This is a genomic window from Variovorax paradoxus (genome assembly GCF_902712855.1).
Taxonomy (GTDB): Bacteria; Pseudomonadota; Gammaproteobacteria; order Burkholderiales; family Burkholderiaceae_C; genus Variovorax; species Variovorax paradoxus_Q.
In genome coordinates this window covers 624,701-642,501 of the sequence record NZ_LR743507.1, presented here as the reverse complement: position 1 = coordinate 642,501, position 17,801 = coordinate 624,701, and the positions used below count along the sequence as shown (strand labels likewise).

The 17,801-nt window shown below is 69.8% G+C and carries 16 protein-coding genes and 1 pseudogene; 13 read left to right on the top strand and 4 right to left on the bottom strand.

Going from position 1 to position 17,801, the window contains the following annotated elements; genetic code table 11:
- Positions 1-98: 98 nt before the first annotated feature.
- Together AACL56_RS03050 and AACL56_RS03045 are read right to left on the bottom strand one after the other, a co-directional pair.
- Positions 99-809, bottom strand: coding sequence for a Crp/Fnr family transcriptional regulator (locus tag AACL56_RS03050; protein WP_339088360.1), 711 nt, complete (start codon positions 807-809; stop codon positions 99-101).
- Positions 810-843: 34 nt separating this feature from the next.
- On the bottom strand, positions 844-1,224 hold the full coding sequence (locus AACL56_RS03045; protein WP_339088359.1) for a DUF1090 domain-containing protein: 381 nt from the start codon (positions 1,222-1,224) through the stop codon (positions 844-846).
- A gap of 178 nt (positions 1,225-1,402) precedes the next feature.
- Here AACL56_RS03045 and AACL56_RS03040 point away from each other — a divergent pair, with 178 nt between their 5' ends.
- From AACL56_RS03040 to AACL56_RS03020, 5 genes are read left to right on the top strand one after another with little or no spacing between them, the layout of a single operon-like run.
- The gene (locus AACL56_RS03040) at positions 1,403-2,323 is read left to right on the top strand and encodes a 3-keto-5-aminohexanoate cleavage protein (protein ID WP_339088358.1); all 921 of its coding nucleotides are present in this window, start codon (positions 1,403-1,405) and stop codon (positions 2,321-2,323) included.
- 54 nt (positions 2,324-2,377) lie between these two features.
- Positions 2,378-3,586 (top strand): ABC transporter substrate-binding protein, encoded by a 1,209-nt coding sequence (locus tag AACL56_RS03035; protein WP_339088357.1) that lies wholly within the window; start codon positions 2,378-2,380, stop codon positions 3,584-3,586.
- Positions 3,583-4,542, top strand: a complete 960-nt coding sequence (locus AACL56_RS03030; protein ID WP_339088356.1) for a 3-hydroxyacyl-CoA dehydrogenase NAD-binding domain-containing protein — start codon at positions 3,583-3,585, stop codon at positions 4,540-4,542. The genes AACL56_RS03035 and AACL56_RS03030 overlap by 4 nt, the downstream gene beginning before the upstream one ends.
- A gap of 50 nt (positions 4,543-4,592) precedes the next feature.
- Positions 4,593-6,398 (top strand): feruloyl-CoA synthase, encoded by a 1,806-nt coding sequence (locus AACL56_RS03025; RefSeq protein WP_339088355.1) that lies wholly within the window; start codon positions 4,593-4,595, stop codon positions 6,396-6,398.
- 26 nt (positions 6,399-6,424) lie between these two features.
- Entirely contained in the window at positions 6,425-7,213 is a 789-nt protein-coding gene (locus AACL56_RS03020) for a crotonase/enoyl-CoA hydratase family protein (RefSeq protein WP_425336976.1), read from the top strand.
- Positions 7,214-7,222: 9 nt separating this feature from the next.
- On the opposite strand, the gene AACL56_RS03015 is transcribed toward AACL56_RS03020, so the two are convergent.
- Positions 7,223-8,614, bottom strand: a complete 1,392-nt coding sequence (locus tag AACL56_RS03015) for a PLP-dependent aminotransferase family protein (RefSeq protein ID WP_339088353.1) — start codon at positions 8,612-8,614, stop codon at positions 7,223-7,225.
- Between the two features lie 152 nt (positions 8,615-8,766).
- Here AACL56_RS03015 and AACL56_RS03010 point away from each other — a divergent pair, with 152 nt between their 5' ends.
- From AACL56_RS03010 to AACL56_RS02995, 4 genes are all read left to right on the top strand, one after another.
- Positions 8,767-10,053 (top strand): hydroxymethylglutaryl-CoA reductase, degradative, encoded by a 1,287-nt coding sequence (locus tag AACL56_RS03010; RefSeq protein ID WP_339088352.1) that lies wholly within the window; start codon positions 8,767-8,769, stop codon positions 10,051-10,053.
- A gap of 75 nt (positions 10,054-10,128) precedes the next feature.
- On the top strand, positions 10,129-10,590 hold the full coding sequence (locus tag AACL56_RS03005; protein WP_339088351.1) for a hypothetical protein: 462 nt from the start codon (positions 10,129-10,131) through the stop codon (positions 10,588-10,590).
- Complete coding sequence (locus tag AACL56_RS03000; RefSeq protein WP_339088350.1) at positions 10,587-11,975, top strand: tripartite tricarboxylate transporter permease; 1,389 nt, start codon at positions 10,587-10,589, stop codon at positions 11,973-11,975. The genes AACL56_RS03005 and AACL56_RS03000 overlap by 4 nt, the downstream gene beginning before the upstream one ends.
- Before the next feature lie 48 nt (positions 11,976-12,023).
- Positions 12,024-12,569, top strand: coding sequence for a tripartite tricarboxylate transporter substrate-binding protein (locus AACL56_RS02995; protein WP_339088349.1), 546 nt, complete (start codon positions 12,024-12,026; stop codon positions 12,567-12,569).
- Positions 12,570-12,573: 4 nt separating this feature from the next.
- On the opposite strand, the gene AACL56_RS02990 is transcribed toward AACL56_RS02995, so the two are convergent.
- Complete coding sequence (locus tag AACL56_RS02990) at positions 12,574-13,959, bottom strand: hypothetical protein (RefSeq protein ID WP_339088348.1); 1,386 nt, start codon at positions 13,957-13,959, stop codon at positions 12,574-12,576.
- 120 nt (positions 13,960-14,079) lie between these two features.
- Here AACL56_RS02990 and AACL56_RS02985 point away from each other — a divergent pair, with 120 nt between their 5' ends.
- From AACL56_RS02985 to minD, 4 genes and pseudogenes are all read left to right on the top strand, one after another.
- On the top strand, positions 14,080-14,502 hold the full coding sequence (locus AACL56_RS02985) for a hotdog fold thioesterase (protein WP_339088347.1): 423 nt from the start codon (positions 14,080-14,082) through the stop codon (positions 14,500-14,502).
- A 140-nt stretch (positions 14,503-14,642) separates the two neighbouring features.
- Positions 14,643-15,926 carry a solute carrier family 23 protein gene (locus AACL56_RS02980; protein ID WP_339088346.1) on the top strand — a complete coding sequence of 428 codons (1,284 nt, stop codon included), beginning with the start codon at positions 14,643-14,645 and terminating at the stop codon, positions 15,924-15,926.
- Positions 15,927-16,060: 134 nt separating this feature from the next.
- Positions 16,061-16,845, top strand: a pseudogene (minC, locus tag AACL56_RS02975) (septum site-determining protein MinC).
- A 138-nt stretch (positions 16,846-16,983) separates the two neighbouring features.
- A complete protein-coding gene (minD, locus tag AACL56_RS02970; protein WP_339088345.1) occupies positions 16,984-17,799 on the top strand; it encodes a septum site-determining protein MinD in 816 nt (271 codons plus the stop codon).
- Positions 17,800-17,801: the final 2 nt, after the last annotated feature.

Here is a 17,801-nt window from a genome sequence, read left to right as displayed (position 1 = left end):
ATGAGGCGCGGCGCCTGGTGGGAGGCCGCCACCCTCACCCCGCCCTCTCCCCAAGGGGAGAGGGAGCAACTCCCGCGGCTTCGGTGCAGCGCAGAAGCTCACTCGCTGACGAACCGCCGCAGCCCTTCGAGGTCGGTCACGGTGATGCCGCCGTACTCGATGCGCAGCAGCCCGGCCAGCGCCAGCCGCCGCAACGCGGCATTGCAGCGCTGGCGCGACAGGCCCGAGAGATTGGCGATCTCCTCCTGGGACACCTCCAGGTGCGGGTCGCTGCCGGGATGCAGCCATTCGTGGAACAGACCCACAAGCGCGCGCGCGACCTGGCTGTCGGTGTCCAGCAGGTGGTGCGCAGTGAAGTTGCCGAGAAACCAGTGCATGCGCTCGTTGATCTGGCGCAGCAGGAAGTCGTCGAAGCTGCGGTGCGTGGCGCGCAGCCATTGGAAGGTTTCCAGCGGCATCAGCGCCACGCGGCTCGGGCGCAGCGCGATGATGTCCGCCGTGCGCGGCACGCCCCGCAACAGCGTGCCCTCGCCGAACCAGCTGCCGTTGGACAGGCCGCCCAGCGTCACCGAGCGTCCGTCGGGCGAGGTCACGCACCACTTGAGCAGGCCGTCGATGGTGCCGTACCAGTGCACGGGCGTGTCGCCGCGGCGGCACAGCGAGCCGCCGGCCGGCACCTCGACCTCGCGCATCTCGTCGAGCACGCGCTCGCCCGCGGCCACGTCGAGCAGCGGGAACCAGGCCGAGCCCTGCAGCAGTTGCGCGATGGTCAGCGGAGCGTGGGGAGAGACTTGCGTGGTCGTGGGCATGGGCGGGCCGCGGCGCGCGGAAAGAAAGAAGGAATTACGGCAGGTCCTTGATGCGCTGCAGTTCGGCCTGCGCCTCGCGCAGCTTGTCCTCGCGGCGGGCGACCTTGTCGGCGTCGCCCTTGCGCTGGGCGTCGCGCAGCTCGCGCTCGCGGTCGGCCACCTTGCGTTCCTGGGTGCGCACGCGCTGGCGGTGGTCGGCCGCCAGCCTGGCGTCGCTGCAGTTGCGGCGCACCTCGGCCAGCGCGCGTTCCAGGCCGCGCACGCGCTGGGTCTGGCCGTCGGCCTTGGCCGCCTCGATGTCGCGCCCGATGGCCTCGCGCTTGGCCGCACAGCTGGCGCCTGGCCCGGGCTGTGCGGCGGCCCCGTTCGATGCCAGTGCGGCGGCGGCCACCAGGGCCAGAGCCAGTTGCTTCATGGGTGCTCCTTTTGCATGACTTCGCAAGAGTGGAATGAAAGGCAAGGGCGACTTTAGCTTCTGGCACAGGTAAACCCTGCCCCGAAATGTCGTCGCGATGACTGAGTGCGCCGGCGCCCCAAAAAATAATGGCGCGCTCCCCACCTACAGACCTCCAGACAGACACAGGAACCCGACCATGTCGAAGCGCAAAGTGATCGTGACCATCGCCCCCACCGGCGGCATGGCGCACAAGTCGCAGAACCCCCACCTTCCCACCCAGCCCGCCGAGATCGCCGCCGACACGCTGCGCTGCTGGAACGCCGGCGCCAGCGTGGTGGCGATCCACGCGCGCCGCGCCGACGACGGCGCCACCTGCAACGCCGACGTGTACCGCGACATCAACAGCCGCATCCGCACGGGCGGCTGCGACATCGTCATCAACAACTCCACCGGCGGCGGCGTGCACGGCGACATGGTGAAGCCGCTGGCCGGCGACCGCTGGGAAATCGCGTGGGAAGAGCGCATCAAGGGCATGGACGCCGGCGCCGAGATGTGCACGCTCGACGCCACCACGCTCAACCTGAGCTTCGAGGGCAAGCAGATCCTGATGGACACGCCGATCACGCGTGGCCGCGAACTGGCCGCCGGCATGAAGGCGCGCGGCATCAAGCCCGAGTGGGAGGTGTTCAGCCCCACCCACATCCTGCAGGACACGACCACGCTGATCGGCGAGGGCCACGACGACGAGCCCTACTTCATCAACCTGGTGATGAACGTGCACCGCAACTTCCAGAACGCGATGCCGTACTCGCCGCGCAACCTGCAGATGATGGTCGACACGTTGCCCAAGGGTGCCATCTTCGGCGTGAGCGGCATCGGCATGTCGCAGCTCGAGGCCAACGTGGCGGCGCTGCTGCTGGGCGGCCATGCGCGCGTGGGGCTGGAGGACAACCTGTACTTCCGCCACGGCGAGCTGGCCACCAACGTGCAGCTCACCGAGCGCATCGTGCGGGTGATTCGCGAACTCGACATGGAGGTGGCCACGCCGGCCGAGGCGCGCCAGATCATGGGCCTGCCGCGCACGGGCGGCCCGCGGCCCGAGTTCGCTCTGGGCTGAAAAATAAGAGAACAGCAACGACAACGACAACGACAACGAACGGAGACAGATCGAATGAACATTTCCCGCACCACCCTGGCCCTCGCGCTCGGCACCGCCCTGGCGGCCAGTGCCTCGGCCCAGGTTTCAGACGACACGATCCGCATCGGCTTCATCAGCGACATGTCGGGCCTGTACCGCGACTACGACGGTCCGGCCGGCGCCGAGGCGATCCGCATGGCCATCGCCGACATGGGCGGCGCCATCGACGGCAAGAAGATCGAGCTGGTCACGGCCGACCACCAGAACAAGCCCGACATCGCCGCCGCCAAGGCGCGCGAGTGGTTCGACGTGCAGAAGGTCGACATGCTGATCGGCGGCGTGAACTCGGGCGCGGCCATCGCCATGGCCGGCGTGGCGGCCGACAAGAAGAAGCCGTACTTCGTGGTGGGTTCGGGCGCCTCGAGCCTCACCAACGAATACTGCTCGCCCTACACGGTGCACTATGCCTACGACACGGTGGCCATGGCGCGCGGCACCGCGAGCGCGGTGGTCAAGGCCGGCGGCAAGAGCTGGTACTTCGTGGCGGCCGACTACGCCTTCGGCGCGGCGCTGCAGGCCGACGCGACCAAGACCGTGCAGGCCAGCGGCGGCACGGTGGCCGGCTCGGTGAAGCACCCGCTGGGCGCGAGCGACTTCTCGTCGTTCATGCTGCAGGCGCAGAACTCGAAGGCGCAGGTTCTGGCGCTGGCGAACGCGGGCGGCGACACGGTGAACGCCATCAAGTCGGCGGCGGAGTTCGGCATCAGCAAGAACATGAAGCTGGCCGGCATGATCATCACCATCAACGACGTGCATGCGCTGGGCCTGAAGAGCTCGCAGGGCATGTACCTCACCGACAGCTGGTACTGGAACCAGAGCCCCGAGTCGCGCGAGTGGGCACGCCGCTTCTTCGACAAGCACAAGCGCATGCCCTCCTCGTTCCACGCCGGCGACTACTCCGCCGCGCTGCAGTACCTGCAGGCGGTGAAGGCCGCGGGCAGCGACGACGCCGACAAGGTGATGGCGCAGCTGCGGAAGACGAAGTTCAACGACATGTTCGTCAAGGGCGGCTGGCTGCGCGAGGACGGACTGATGGTGCACGACATGCACCTGATGCAGGTGAAGACGCCGACCGAGTCGAAGGAGCCGTGGGACTACTACAAGGTGGTCGAGCCGATCCGCGGCGAGGCTGCATGGACCACCCGGGCGGAGAGCCGCTGCGCGCGGTGGAAGTCGGCATGAGCGATGCATCTCCCCTTTCTTCGGACGTGAAGCGCGTCGCGGTGGTCGGCACCGGCGTGATCGGTGCGAGCTGGGCCGCGTACTTCCTGGCCCACGGCCTCGACGTGAATGCGACCGACCCTTCGCCCGGCGCGGAAGAGCGCCTGCGCGCCGCGGTGGCGCAGCATTGGCCGACGCTGCAGCGCTTCGGCCTGGCCGAGGGCGCCTCGGTCGACCGGCTGCGCTTCCACGACAGCCTGGAAGACGCCGTGTCGGTGGCCGACTTCGTGCAGGAGAACGGCCCCGAGCGCATGGACTTCAAGATCGACCTGTTCCGCCGCATGGACGCGGCGGCACCGCCGGACACCATCCTCGCGTCGAGTTCGTCGGGCCTGGCGATCAGCGGCGTGCAGTCGGGCTGCGCGCATCCGCAGCGCGTGGTGCTGGGGCATCCGTTCAACCCGCCGCACCTGATTCCGCTGGTGGAAGTGATCGGCGGCGAGCGGACCTCGGCCGAGGCCATCGAACGCACGATGGCCTTCTACGCGGCCATCGGCAAGCGGCCGATCCACGTGAAGCGCGAGGTCAAGGGGCACATCGCCAACCGGCTGCAGGCGGCCCTGTGGCGCGAGGCGTTCCATCTGGTGAACGAGGGCGTGGCGAGCGTGGCCGACATCGACACCGCCATCGCGCATGGCCCCGGCCTGCGCTGGGCGGTGATGGGTCCGTTCATGAACCTGCACCTCTCGGGCGGCGCGGGCGGCATCGCGCATGTGCTCGCGCACCTGGGCGGCCCCATCGAGGACTGGTGGAAGGACCTGGGCGCGCCGTCGATGACGCCGGAGCTCCGGCAGAAGGTGGCGCAGGGCGTGGCCGAGGAACTGGGTGCGCGCCGCACGGCCGAGCTCGAATCCGCCCGCGACACCCTGCTGTTAGACCTGATTCGCGCCAAGGCCGGCACCGGCAAACTCGATTGAAACGACTGCCCCCGGCCTGCCGCTTTGCGGCGGCCCGGCGGCGACCACCCATGACCGACTTTCTTCTCGATGAAAACCTGATCGCCCCGCCCCGCACGGTGCGCATCGACTTCGACGACGGCTCCTTCGCGCTTCGCTCGCCGATGGCGCTGAAGCCCTACGCACGCTGCATCGGCGAATGGCTCGAACGCTGGGCACGCGAGACGCCCGATGCGCTGGCGCTTGCCGAACGCGACGAGTCCGGCGAAGGCTGGCGCAAGCTCGACTACCGCGCGCTGCGCCGGGCCGTGGGCTCGGTCGCGCAGTCGCTGCTCGACATGGACCTCCCCGCCGGCAGGCCGGTGGTGATCCTTTCGGACAACGCCATCGACCACGCGGTGCTGATGCTGGCCGCCATGCACATCGGCCGCACGGCGAGTTCGCTTTCCAGTGCCTACTCGCGCATGGCCAAGGACCCGTCGCGGCTCCACGGCATGCTGCAGGCGCTGAAGCCCGCGCTCATCTATGCATCGGACGCCAGGGTCTATGGCGGTTCGCTGGCAGGCTGCGGCGTGGAAGCGGTGACGGTGTTCAGCCGCAACGCCGACGCACATGCCGGGGCGCTGGACTTCGGCCGGCTGCTCGCCGCCAGCGAAACGCCGGCGGTGATGCAGGCCTTTGCGCAGGTGCTGCCCGACACGCACGCGAAGTACCTGCTGACCTCCGGCTCCACCGGCAAGCCCAAGGTGGTCGTCAACACCCACCGCATGCTGTGCGCCAACCAGCAGATGATGGCGCAGACCTGGCGCTTCCTCGCGCACGAGAAGCCGGTGCTGGTCGACTGGCTGCCCTGGAGCCACACCTTCGGCGCCAACCACAACCTGCACATGGTGCTGTGCCACGGCGGCGCGCTCTACATCGACGAGGGCCGGCCCGCGCCGGGCCTGATCGAGAAGACCGTGCGCAACCTGCGCGACGTCAAGCCCACGCTGCTGTTCAACGTGCCGCGCGGCTTCGACATGCTGCTGCCCTTCCTGGAGGCCGACGACGCGCTGGCCGCCGAGGTCTTCTCGCGCCTGCGACTGGCCTTCTACGCGGCGGCGGCGCTGGCGCCCTCCACCTGGCAGCGGCTCGAAGCGGTGGCGCGCCGCGTGCGGCCCGCGCGGCCGCTGTGGCTCACCACCTCGTGGGGCGCCACCGAGACCTCGCCCGCCATCACCTCGGCGCACTGGAAGCTCGACGGCGCCGGCTGCATCGGCGCGCCGCTGCCGGGGCTGGAGCTGAAGTTCGTGCCCAACGGCGAGAAGCTGGAGATGCGGGTCAAGGGCGTGTCGGTGTTCCCGGGCTACCGCGATGCGCCGCGCGAGACCGCCGAGGCCTTCGACGAGGAGGGCTACTACCGCATCGGCGACGCCGGCTTCCTCGCGAACCCGCAGGAGCCCGCGCAGGGCGTGATCTTCAACGGCCGCGTGGCGGAAGACTTCAAGCTCTCCAGCGGCACCTGGGTGTCGGTGGGCACGCTGCGCGTGAAGCTGGTGTCGCTGCTCGCACCGCATGTGCAGGACGTGGTGCTCACCGGCCACGACCGCGACGAGGTCGGCATGCTGGTGTTTCCCAGCCCGCAGGCCGCCGCACTGCCGCCCGAGGCCATGGACGAACGCATCGCCGGCGTGCTGCGCGCGCTGCGCGACGAAGGCGCGGGCTCGTCGCAGTGCCCGTCCTGCGCGCTGGTGCTGGCCGAGCCGCCCAGCCTCGACGCAGGCGAGATCACCGACAAGGGCTACATCAACCAGCGCGCGGTGCTCGTGCGGCGCGCCGCCGAGGTGGCGCGCCTGCATGCGCGCACCCCCGGCGACGCGCAGGTGGTGCGGCCCTGAGCACCTGACGCTGAAACCCCGGAGGCATGACCATGCAGCATGTGAGGTACGACACCGAAGACACCGTCTGCACGATCACGCTGGACCGCCCGGACAAGCGCAATGCCGTCCATGGCCCCATGGCCGCCGAACTGCGCGAAGCCTTCGCGCGCTTCGAGGCCGACGACGCGCTGCGCGTGGCGGTGCTCGCCGGCGCGGGCGGCCACTTCTGCGCGGGCGCCGACCTGGCCGCCGTGGGCGACCCCGCGCAGCGCAACGAGCTCGACCCCGAAGGCGGCGGCAGCGGGCCGATGGGGCCGACGCGCATGGCCCTGTCGAAACCGCTCATTGCAGCGATCAATGGCTACGCGGTGGCCGGCGGGCTCGAGCTCGCGCTGCTGGCCGACCTGCGCGTGGCCGACGAGGACGCGGTGCTCGGCGTGTTCTGCCGGCGCTGGGGCGTGCCGCTGATCGATGGCGGCACGGTTCGCCTGCCGCGCATCGTCGGCATGGCACGCGCGCTCGACATGATCCTCACGGGCCGGCCCGTCGCCGCGCCCGAAGCCCTCTCGATGGGGCTGGTGAACCGCACCACGCCGTCCGGTGGCGCGCTCGCGGCAGCGCAGCAGCTGGCGCGCGAGATCGCGGCGTTTCCCCAGCAGTGCATGCTGGCCGACCGCGCGTCAGCCTATGCGCAGTGGAACCTGCCGCTGGCCGAGGCGCTGCGCAGCGAAGGCGTGCACGGCGTGCCGATCGTGTTCGCCGAGGGCGAACGCGGTGCGGCGCGCTTCGCGGGGGGCGCGGGCCGCCACGGCCGGTTCGGCGACCGCGGCTGAGGCGCGGCCTCAGTCGCTGGCGCGCTTGCGCAACGCGAGGCGCAGGGCCTTCGCGAAACGCGGGTCGGCCATGGCGCCGACATTGAAGCGCGACCAGCGCGAGACCTGCGTGGAGTCGACGTTGAAGATGCGTCCCGGCGCCATCACGATCTTGCGCGGCAGCAGTTCCTTGGCGAAGGCCAGCGAATCGGCCACGCCGGGCAGCGCCGCCCACACGTAGAGCGACTGCGGGGTGCGCGCGAACACCTCGGCATCGACCGACTCGAGCAGCCTGATCGCGTTGCGCGTGGCTTCGCCCAGGCGCGACTGCAGCCGGTTCAGGTGCCGCTGGTAGTGGCCCTCGCTCAGGATCACGTCGACGGTGCGCTCGCTGTATTCCGAACTGCTCACGTGGATCAGCGCCTTCAGGTCGGCCAGGTCGCTCGCCAGGTCGGCACCGCAGGCGATGAAGCCCACGCGCAGCGCCGCGGAGAACGACTTGGAAAAGCTCCCGATGTAGATGGTGCGCTCCAGCTGGTCGAGCGCGGCCAGCCGCGGCAGCGAGGTGGGCTTGAAGTCGGCCAGCGGGTCGTTCTCGACGATCAGCAGGTCGTGCTTCTGCGCCAGCTGCAGCACGCGGAAGGCCTTGGCCGGCGAGATGTCGGAGCCCGTGGGGTTGTGCGCGATCGACTGCGTGAAGAACAGCCGCGGACGCTCGGCAACGAGCAGGCGCTCCAGCGCCTCGAGGTCGGGGCCGTCGGCCAGCCGCGGCACGGCCAGCATCTGCGCGCCCGCGAGCTTGAGCTTGCCGAACAGCGGGTAGTAGCCGGGGTCGTCCACCAGCACCTTGCCGCCCGGCGGCACGAAGTAGCGTATGACGATGTCCATCGCCTCGTTCGCGCCGTGCGTGAGCACGATCTGCCGCGGCTCCGCGCCGATGCCGAAATCGGCCAGCTTGCGCACCAGGTGGTCGCGCAGCGGCGCGTAGCCGAAGCGGCTGCCGTAGCGGAACAGCGCACCGAGCCCCGTGCGGACCACCTTGGGGTGGTATTTGTCCAGGCGCACGTCGGAGAGCCATTCGACCGGAGGAAAGCCGTCGCCCACCGCGATGGCGTCGGGCTCGCTCTTGAGCTGCTCGCGCATGAGCCACACGATGTCCATCGCGCGGCCGAGGCTGCCGGCGTCCTCCTCGGCCGGCTTCGGCGTCTTCTGCTGCGCGAGCACGAAGTACCCCGAGCCGCGACGCGGCTCCACCAGCCCGCGCGACACCAGCAGCTCGAAGGCGGCCACCACGGTGTTCTTCGCGTAGTTGTGCAGCTGCGCCAGTTCGCGCAGCGACGGGAGCTTGTCGCCGGCCTTGTAGGCGCCGCTGGCGATCTGTCGTTCGAGGGTGCTGGCGAGCGAATCGGCGATGGTCGTCATGGGTGGCGACTGTGACACAGCGTCCGCCCGATGCGGCCCACTGTCCGCACTGTCCCGGCGAACTGTGCCTTCCGCCGGCGGTACAGCCGACCTAAATTGCCTGCTCCCGAATCTGCCTCCCGAACCCTACTTTCCTGAAGAGACGCGCAACGATGGTCGCCGACTCCCGCCTCCCCAATTTCCGCGCACTCACCCCCGCGCAGCGCCTCGAGCACGTCGCGCGCGCCACGTCGCTCGGCGCCGACGAGGTGGCGCTGCTCGCCGCCCCCGGCGCGCTGCCGCTGGCGCGCGCCGACGGCATGATCGAGAACGTGATCGGCACCTTCGAGCTGCCCTTCGGCATCGGCGGCAACTTCCAGGTCAACGGCCGCGACTACCTCGTGCCGATGGTGGTGGAAGAGCCCTCGGTGGTGGCCGCGGCCTCCTTCATGGCCAAGCTGGCACGCGAAGGCGGCGGCTTCGAGGCCTCCAGCAGCGGCCCGATCATGCGCGCGCAGGTGCAGGTGCTCGGCGTGACCGACCCCTACGGCGCACGGCAGGCGCTGCTGCGTGCGCGCGACCAGATCCTGGAAGTGGCCAACAGCCGCGACAAGGTGCTCATCGGCCTGGGCGGCGGCTGCCGCGACATCGAGGTGCACGTGTTCCCCGACACGCCGCGCGGCGCGATGATCGTGATGCACCTGATCGTGGACGTGCGCGACGCCATGGGCGCCAACACCGTCAACACCATGGCCGAGTCGGTCTCGCCGCTGGTGGAGAAGCTCACCGGCGGCACGGTGCGCCTGCGCATCCTGTCGAACCTGGCCGACCTGCGGCTGGCGCGCGCACGCGTGCGGCTCACGCCCGAGGTGCTCAAGACCAAGGAGCGCAGCGGCGAGGAGATCGTCGAGGGCGTGCTCGACGCCTACACCTTCGCGGCCATCGACCCGTACCGCGCGGCCACGCACAACAAGGGGATCATGAACGGCATCGACCCGGTGATCGTGGCCACGGGCAACGACTGGCGCGCGGTCGAGGCCGGCGCGCACGCATACGCCTGCCGCAGCGGCCGCTACACCTCGCTCACCACCTGGGAGAAGGACACCCGCGGCGCGCTGGTCGGCACCATCGAGATGCCGATGCCCGTCGGCCTGGTGGGCGGCGCGACCAAGACGCACCCGCTGGCGCAGCTCGCACTGAAGATCCTCGGCGTGAAGTCGGCGCAGGAGCTGGGCGAAGTGGCGGTGGCGGTGGGCCTGGCGCAGAACCTGGGCGCGCTGCGCGCACTGGCCACCGAAGGCATCCAGCGCGGCCACATGGCGCTGCACGCACGCAACATCGCGCTGGTGGCGGGCGCCACGGGCGACGAGATCGACACCGTGGCCAGACAGATGGCCGCCGAGCACGACGTGCGCACCGACCGCGCCGTGGCGCTGCTCGAGGCGCTGCGCAGGAAGTAGGCAAGGCAGGCAGGCCATCATCGCGGGCGCGGCCCGCATCGCATCTATCGCATCCACAACGACGGAGACAACAACATGAAGACGGACAGCGCAGGCCGCGCAAGCTGGCGGCTGGTGGAAATATGGGGCGACACGGCCGACCTCGGCCATCTCGCATGGTCGATCGCCATCGGGCTCGGCGTGAGCCTTGCGGGCTTCCTGGTGGCCAACCGCGTGCTCGCGAGCACGGTCGCCACGCCGGAACTGGCGCGCGCCTACGCGATGCTGGCCGGGCTCGGCGGCTGCGTGGTGTCGGGCGTGATCTGCGCCCTGCTCTTCGCGCCCAAGCGCGAGGTGGTGGAAGGCACCGAGGCCGACCCGCGCTGGCGCGAAGAGGTGCTGGCCGAGCTGGCCGGCGAGCACGGCACGCTGGGCTCGGTCGCCGACCTGCCGCCGTCGGTGGTGCGCGAGATGAAGGAACTGGAAATCTACGACCTGTTCGCCTCGTATTCGTCGCGCCAGTCTTCCGGCAAGCTCGATGAGGGCGCCGCATCATGATCGACGCCGCATTGCTCAACCAGATCCTGGTCGCCACCGGCATGGGCCTCGTCGGCGCCGTGGTGTTCGCCGCCATCGGCCTCGTTTCGGGCACCGACGAGACCACCACGCTGGCGCCTCTCACGCTGCTGGTGGTGCTGCTCGGCGTGCCGCCCGAGGGCGTGTTCACCTTCTTCCTGGCGGCTGCCGTCGCCAAGCACATGACGCACGCGGTGCCCACCGCGCTGCTGGGCATCCCGGGCGACACCATGGCCACGCCGCTGCTGCAGGACGCCAACGTGCTGCGAAACCTGGGCGTGCCGCACATCGCGCTGCGCAAGATGGTGTCGGGCGCGATCATCGCGGCCTTCATCGCGGTGCCGCTGGCCGTGCTGTTCGCGGTGCTGCTGGCGCCCTACGGCGCGGCCATCACCAAGGCGGCGCCGTGGATCTTCGTGGTGGCGGCCGTGGCCATCGCGTACTTCTCGAGCGGGCGCTGGGCCTCGGTGGCGACGCTGGTGCCCTTCGTGGTGGTGATCGTGGCGCTGCAGTCGCTCACCGGCAAGTACGGCGTGAAGCTCAGCATCAGCTATTTCCTGGGCATTGCCATCGGGCCGCTGGTGGCCGACCTGTTCTCGGTGATCTCGCCGGCCGCGCGTGCGCGCATGAAGCGCGACAAGGTCCGCACCTTCTCGCTGGCACCCGACGTGAAGGGCTGGTCGGGCTACTTTCCCAACCCGTTCAAGGTACTCGACCGCGGCCAGGTGAAGTGGACCTTCGCCACCGCCGCCGTCTCCAGCGCCACCTTCGTGTTCAGCCCGGTCGCGATGACGGTGGTGCTGGGCGAGCTGGTGGGCTCGCGCGTGAAGCACGCCTACCACCGGCTCACGACCACGCTGGCCGCGCGCAACGGCGTGACCGAGGCCACCTACATCGCCGAGGCGCTGATCCCGCTGATCGCCATCGGCCTGCCGCTGAGCCCGGTGGCGGCCGGCCCGGCGGCGCCGCTGTTCAACGCGCCGCCCGTGTTCACCATCGATTCGGCCACGGGCCAGACGCACAACCTGCACAACCTGCTGAGCCACTGGGAGTTCCTGGGCTACGGCATGCTGGCCGTGGTGCTGGCGGCGCTGGTGGCCTATCCGTTCACGATGAACTTCGCGCGCCGTGCGGCGCTGTTCGTCTCGCGCAAGGTGAGCCACGAGGCGATCATCGCGACCTTCGTCGGGCTGATCGTGGTCATCAGCGTGTGGGAAGGCCAGCTGCTCGGCCTGCTGGTGATCCTCACGATGGGTCTGCTGGGCGGGCTGCTGTCGCGCGCCATCGGCTTCAACACCGGCGTGCAGTTCATGGGCTACTACACGGCGGTGCTGACGGTGCCTGCGGTGGTCAAGGCCTTGGGCTGAACCCTGTACCGCCGTGACAAGCTGGGCGCCCCTCCTGGAGCGCCCACCTTGACCCGCCGCATCGATCCCTGCGGCGTCCGCCTGTTCGTCGCTGCCGCACGCGCGGGGTCGATCGTTCGCGCGGCCGGGCGGGTGGTGAGCGAGACCGGCATCCGCATAAAGCACGTGCCCTGCCGCGGCACCGGGCCGCTCATCACCGACATGATCGGCGGGCAGATGCAGCTGGGTTTCGTGTCGGTCTCGCAGGTGGCGCCGCAGGTCAAGGCGGGCACGCTGCGCGCGCTGGCGGTGAGCACCGCCACGCGGTCGGCCGCGCTGCCCCACTTCCCCACGCTGGCCGAGGCCGGCGTGCCGGGCTACAGCTTCGAAGCGTGGATCGCGCGGGTCGGTCCGGCGGGCCTGCCGGCGCCGGTGGTGCAGAACTACCACGCCGCCATCAAGGCCGCGATGGCCTCGCCCGAGGCGAAGACCGCCATCGCAGGGCAAGGGCTCACGCTACTCGACAAGGGACCGGACGCCGCGCCGGCTTTCTTCCCGTCCGAGCTGGCGAAGCACCGGAAGCTCGTGAAGCTCTGGGGCGCGACGCTGGACTGACGGCTCAGTGCCGCGACGCGGCCGGCGCCGCACGCCGGGGAACGGGCTTGCTTTCGGCCTTCTTGTCGGCCCCCTTCGGCGCCTCGCCCCCGCCGAACATCTTCTCCACCTGCTGCCCCACCCGGGCCCCGATGGCCGTGCCGACACCCGGCAGCACCGCGCTGCCGATGGCCGCGCCGGTGAGCGCGCCGCCGGTGAGCGACAGCTCGGGGTCGCTCATGGTGCCGCCGATCTTCAGCGGCACGCCGACCACGCCGTCGACGATGTCGACCGCGATCTCGCCATCGAGCTTGCGGTTGAACAGCTTCAGGTTGCCGCTGGCGGTGAGCACGCCCGAGCGGGCCTTGAGGTTGGTGTAGCGCATCACCACGCCGTCTTCGGTGCCCTGGGTGTCGAGCGTGCCGGTGAGCTGGTCGAGCTGCGTGCTGCCGCCGCGGCTGATGCCGGCGGTGGTAACGGCCTTGGCCACGTCGAGCCTGGTGAGCGTGGCGGGCTGCACGGTGAAGACGGTGCGGGTGTGCAGGCTGCGCAGCAGCGAGCCGAGGTCCTCGGCGGTATCGGCCTGCGCCGTGAGCGTGGTCTGGCCCGACACCTTGCCCGCCAGCGAGGTGCGGCGGTCGAAGGCCTGCACGAGGCCTTCGATGTCCACTTGGCGCGGTTCCAGTTCGGCCGACACGCGCAGCTTGCCGGTGGGCAGCACCTCGAACCGCGTGACGCCGTTCCAGGTGCCGCCGCCCACGTCGATGCGGGTGCGCCAGCGGTCCTGCCCGGGCTGGCGGTCCAGCCGCAGCCGCGCGGGCTGGGCCGGCGGCGTGGGGCCGGCGCGTTCCAGGCGCAACTGGCGCGGACGCCACTCCGGGTCGAAGGCGACCTCGCCGTCGTAGGCGAGCGGGATGTCGCGCCGGTCGATCCAGACCACGTCGCGCCAGCGCACCCGCTCCAGCGGCACGGGCGCCAAGGTCCAGGGCGCAGGCAGCGCGATCACGTTGCCGCCCTGCTTCGCCTCTTCCGGCTTGGGGCCCTTGCCGCGGAACGCGCGCACCGAGGCGCGCGGCAGCACCAGGCTGTCGACCTCGACCTCGTCCAGCGCGATGACGCGCTGCAGCAGCGGCGCCAACTGCAGCTGCAGGCTGACGCGCTTCAGGGTGATGGGGCGGGGCTGGCCGGTGGCGACGTCGGACAGCACCAGCATCGGCGTGGGCAGCAGCGCCCAGTGCGCGCTGCCCACCTTCAGCGGCACGCCGAAGCGCTTCTCGAAGCCCTCGGCGATCTTCGCGGCCACTTCGTCGTCGGAGGGCAGCTTGGAGCGCACCACGAGCACCAGCACGCCCGCGCCCAGCACCAGGACGGCGGCGATGCCGATGAGCCAGCGGCGGACGGGGTGCTTCATCGATCCAAGTTAACACGCAAAGGCGACTGCGCCTGTCAGCCGCCGTCGCTATAGTTTTGCCTCCCTCATGGGCCTGTTGGGGGCCGGATGGGGCCTACAGGCAGAACCCGAAAGAACCGCATGCGTATCTGGAAAAAAGAGATCTCCGTCGAGCGGCTCACGCTCAACCACGCCGACACCGCCGTCTCCCGGCTGGGAATGGAGTTCCTGGAGGTGGGCGACGACTTCATCCGCGCCCGCTGCCCGGTCGACGAACGCACCCGCCAGCCCTACGGCATCCTGCACGGCGGCGTGTCGGTGGTGCTGGCCGAGACGCTGGGTTCCTGCGGCGCCCACTACTCGGCGCCCGAAGGCGACCGCGCCGTGGGCCTGGACATCAACGCCAACCACATCCGCTCGGTCACCAGCGGCTGGGTGATCGGCACCGCGCGGCCGGTGCACCGCGGCCGCACCACGCAGGTCTGGCAGATCGACCTGACCAACGAGGCCGGCGAACTGACCTGCGTGTCGCGCATCACGATGGCAGTGCTGCAGCCGCGCTGAGCGAGGCGAAGCGCTCTTTCTCCGCGAACAGGGTGCGTGCCGGTGTCCAGGGGGGTGTTCATCGCCCACAATCACGCCCCGGGGAAAGCCAGGGCGTCCTGGCCTCCGGGCACACGCCACCAACAAGAGGAGAAAGAAGAATGTTCAACTGGACTGAACGGCCCGCGTCCGCGCTGGCCAACGGCGCGGTCATCGCGCCGGACGAGCGGCTGCCCTGGCTGCAGACCGGCGCCATGGGCGTGCAGCACGTGATCGCCATGTTCGGCGCCACGGTGCTGGCGCCGATCCTGATGGGGTTCAGCCCCAACATCGCGATCCTGATGAGCGGCATCGGCACGCTCATCTTCTTTCTCGTCACCGGCGGCAAGGTGCCCAGCTACCTGGGCTCGAGCTTCGCCTTCATCGGGGTGGTGATCGCGGCCAGCGGCTATGCGGGCAAGGGGCCCAACGCCAACATCGCGGTGGCGCTGGGCGGCATCGTGGCCTGCGGGGTGGTGTACATCCTGATCGGGGCCATCGTGCAGGCCGTCGGCACGGGCTGGATCGAGCGCTTCATGCCGCCCGTCGTCACGGGCGCGGTGGTGGCGGTGATCGGACTCAACCTGGCGAGCGTGCCGATCAAGAACATGGCCGCGAGCAACTTCGACTCGTGGATGCAGGCCGTGACCTTCCTGTGCGTGGGCCTGGTGGCGGTGTTCACGCGCGGCATGCTGCAGCGCCTGCTGATCCTGGTCGGGCTGATCCTGGCGACCGTGGTCTACGCGGTGCTGACCAACCTGCTGGGCATGGGCAAGCCGGTGGACCTGAGCGGCATCGCCAACGCGGCCTGGCTCGGCCTGCCGACCTTCACGGCGCCTGTGTTCACGGCCAACGCGATGCTGCTGATCGCCCCGGTGGCGATCATCCTGGTGGCGGAAAACCTGGGCCACCTGAAGGCGGTGACGGCCATGACGGGCCGCAACCTCGACCGCTACATGGGCCGGGCCTTCATCGGCGACGGCATCGCCACGGTGGTGAGCGGCGCGGCGGGCGGCACGGGCGTGACGACCTACGCCGAGAACATCGGCGTGATGGCGGCCACGCGCATCTACTCGACCGCGGTGTTCGTGGTGGCGGCCGTGATCGCGCTGGTGCTGGGCTTCAGCCCCAAGTTCGGCGCGCTGATCCAGGCGATTCCGCTGCCGGTGATGGGTGGCGTGAGCATCGTGGTGTTCGGCCTGATCGCCATTGCCGGCGCCAAGATCTGGGTCGACAACAAGGTCGACTTCTCGCAGAACCGGAACCTGATCGTGGCCGCCATCACGCTGATCATCGGCACGGGCGACTTCACGCTGAAGTTCGGCGACTTCGCTCTCGGCGGCATCGGGACCGCCACCTTCGGCGCGATCATCCTGTATGCGCTGCTCGGGCGCTCGAAGAACTGATGCGAGCATCAGGCCCCGGGAAAAGTGCAACCTCATGAAAGAAGTGTTGTCCGTGGGGCCTGGAGCGGGTGCGGGTCATGGGCGTTCGGCCCGCGCCCGTTAGACTCCAACGCTTTTCGCACCGACGTTTTCCAATGGCCGATGTCTCCGCCGCGCGCACCAAGGCGGTTTTCGAATTCAAGAGCGCCACGCTGCCGCTGATCGCAGTGATCCTCAAGACGTCCGACCTGGACGTGCTGGCCGAGGCGCTCGACGCCCAGCTGGCGGATTCGCCCGACTTCTTCGAGCAGGAGCCGGTGGTGATCGACCTCTCCCTGCTGCAGGAGGCACAGGGCGAGAGCGAAGCCGCCGGCGACGCGCCTGCCGCGGCCGACATCGACTTCGCCGCCCTGCGCAGCCTGCTGGCGCGCCACCAGACCCAGCCGATCGCAGTGCGCGGCGGCAACGCCGCCCAGAACGCCGCGGCGCGCGCCGCCGGCCTCTCGGTGGCCGCCATGCCGGCAGCCGCAGCACCCCGCGCCCCGGCGCCGCCGGCGAGGCCCCCGCGTCGGAAGCGCCCCAGATCGTGCGCGAGGTACCGGTGCCGGCCAACGGCACGCTGCTGATCGACAAGCCGCTGCGCTCGGGCCAGCAGGTCTACGCCCGCGGCGGCGACGTGGTGGTGACGGCGGTGGTGAGCTTCGGTGCCGAGGTCATTGCCGACGGCAACGTGCATGTGTACGCGCCTCTGCGCGGCAAGGCCATCGCCGGCGCGCGGGGCAACACCGAGGCGCGGATCTTCTCGACCTGCATGGAAGCACAGCTGGTGGCCATTGCCGGCATCTATCGCACGAACGAAGTGGCGCTGCCCGACACGGTGCTGGGAAAATCGGCGCAGGTGCGCCTGGACGGCAAGAAACTGGCGATCGACCCGATCTGATGCGCCCCCAGGCTCTGCACTCCGCCGCGCTGCGCGCCGTTCGCTGCCTCCCACGGGAGAAGCGCGGCTCGCCCCGTGGCGGCAAGGCGGCCGCATCTCGCAAGACCAACAACTGAATCGAAACAAGAAGGAATGGCCATGGCCAAAATTGTGGTGGTGACTTCGGGCAAGGGCGGCGTCGGCAAGACGACCACGAGCGCCAGCTTCGCGTCGGGCCTCGCGCTCGCCGGCAAGAAGACGGCGGTGATCGACTTCGACGTGGGCCTGCGCAACCTGGACCTGATCATGGGCTGCGAACGCCGCGTGGTGTACGACCTGATCAACGTCATCCAGGGCGAAGCCAACCTGAGCCAGGCGCTCATCAAGGACAAGCAGTGCGACAACCTGTTCGTGCTGGCGGCCTCGCAGACGCGCGACAAGGAAGCGCTCACCCAGGACGGCGTGGAAAAGGTGCTGAGCGACCTCGCCGCCATGGATTTCGAGTACATCGTGTGCGACTCGCCCGCCGGCATCGAGACCGGCGCCATGATGGCCATGCACTTCGCCGACGAGGCGCTGATCGTCACCAACCCCGAGGTCTCCTCGGTGCGCGACTCGGACCGCATCCTGGGCATGCTGAGCAGCAAGACCAAGCGCGCCAAGGAAGGCAACGAGCCCATCAAGGAGCACCTGCTGATCACCCGCTACAACCCGAACCGGGTGGCGGGCGGGCAGATGCTCTCGCTGGAAGACATCCAGGACATCCTGCGCATCAAGCTGATCGGCGTGATCCCCGAGTCGGAAAGCGTGCTGCATGCCTCCAACCAGGGCGTGCCCGCGATCCACGACAAGGACACCGACGTGGCGCAGGCCTACAGCGACGTGGTCGCGCGCTTCCTCGGCGAGGAGCGGCCCATGCGCTTCGTCGACGCCGAGAAGCCGGGCTTCTTCAAGCGGATTTTCGGAGGCAAGTAGGC

Coding starts and splice junctions, on each gene's coding strand:
- minD (WP_339088345.1), top strand. CDS start 16,984: ATGGCCAAAATTGTGGTGGTGACTTCGGGCAAGGGCGGCGTCGGCAAG.
- AACL56_RS03025 (WP_339088355.1), top strand. CDS start 4,593: ATGACCGACTTTCTTCTCGATGAAAACCTGATCGCCCCGCCCCGCACG.
- AACL56_RS03020 (WP_425336976.1), top strand. CDS start 6,425: ATGACCATGCAGCATGTGAGGTACGACACCGAAGACACCGTCTGCACG.
- AACL56_RS03005 (WP_339088351.1), top strand. CDS start 10,129: ATGAAGACGGACAGCGCAGGCCGCGCAAGCTGGCGGCTGGTGGAAATA.
- AACL56_RS03045 (WP_339088359.1), bottom strand. CDS start 1,224: ATGAAGCAACTGGCTCTGGCCCTGGTGGCCGCCGCCGCACTGGCATCG.
- AACL56_RS03010 (WP_339088352.1), top strand. CDS start 8,767: ATGGTCGCCGACTCCCGCCTCCCCAATTTCCGCGCACTCACCCCCGCG.
- AACL56_RS03015 (WP_339088353.1), bottom strand. CDS start 8,614: ATGACGACCATCGCCGATTCGCTCGCCAGCACCCTCGAACGACAGATC.
- AACL56_RS02985 (WP_339088347.1), top strand. CDS start 14,080: ATGCGTATCTGGAAAAAAGAGATCTCCGTCGAGCGGCTCACGCTCAAC.
- AACL56_RS02980 (WP_339088346.1), top strand. CDS start 14,643: ATGTTCAACTGGACTGAACGGCCCGCGTCCGCGCTGGCCAACGGCGCG.
- AACL56_RS03000 (WP_339088350.1), top strand. CDS start 10,587: ATGATCGACGCCGCATTGCTCAACCAGATCCTGGTCGCCACCGGCATG.
- AACL56_RS03035 (WP_339088357.1), top strand. CDS start 2,378: ATGAACATTTCCCGCACCACCCTGGCCCTCGCGCTCGGCACCGCCCTG.
- AACL56_RS03030 (WP_339088356.1), top strand. CDS start 3,583: ATGAGCGATGCATCTCCCCTTTCTTCGGACGTGAAGCGCGTCGCGGTG.
- AACL56_RS03040 (WP_339088358.1), top strand. CDS start 1,403: ATGTCGAAGCGCAAAGTGATCGTGACCATCGCCCCCACCGGCGGCATG.
- AACL56_RS03050 (WP_339088360.1), bottom strand. CDS start 809: ATGCCCACGACCACGCAAGTCTCTCCCCACGCTCCGCTGACCATCGCG.
- AACL56_RS02990 (WP_339088348.1), bottom strand. CDS start 13,959: ATGAAGCACCCCGTCCGCCGCTGGCTCATCGGCATCGCCGCCGTCCTG.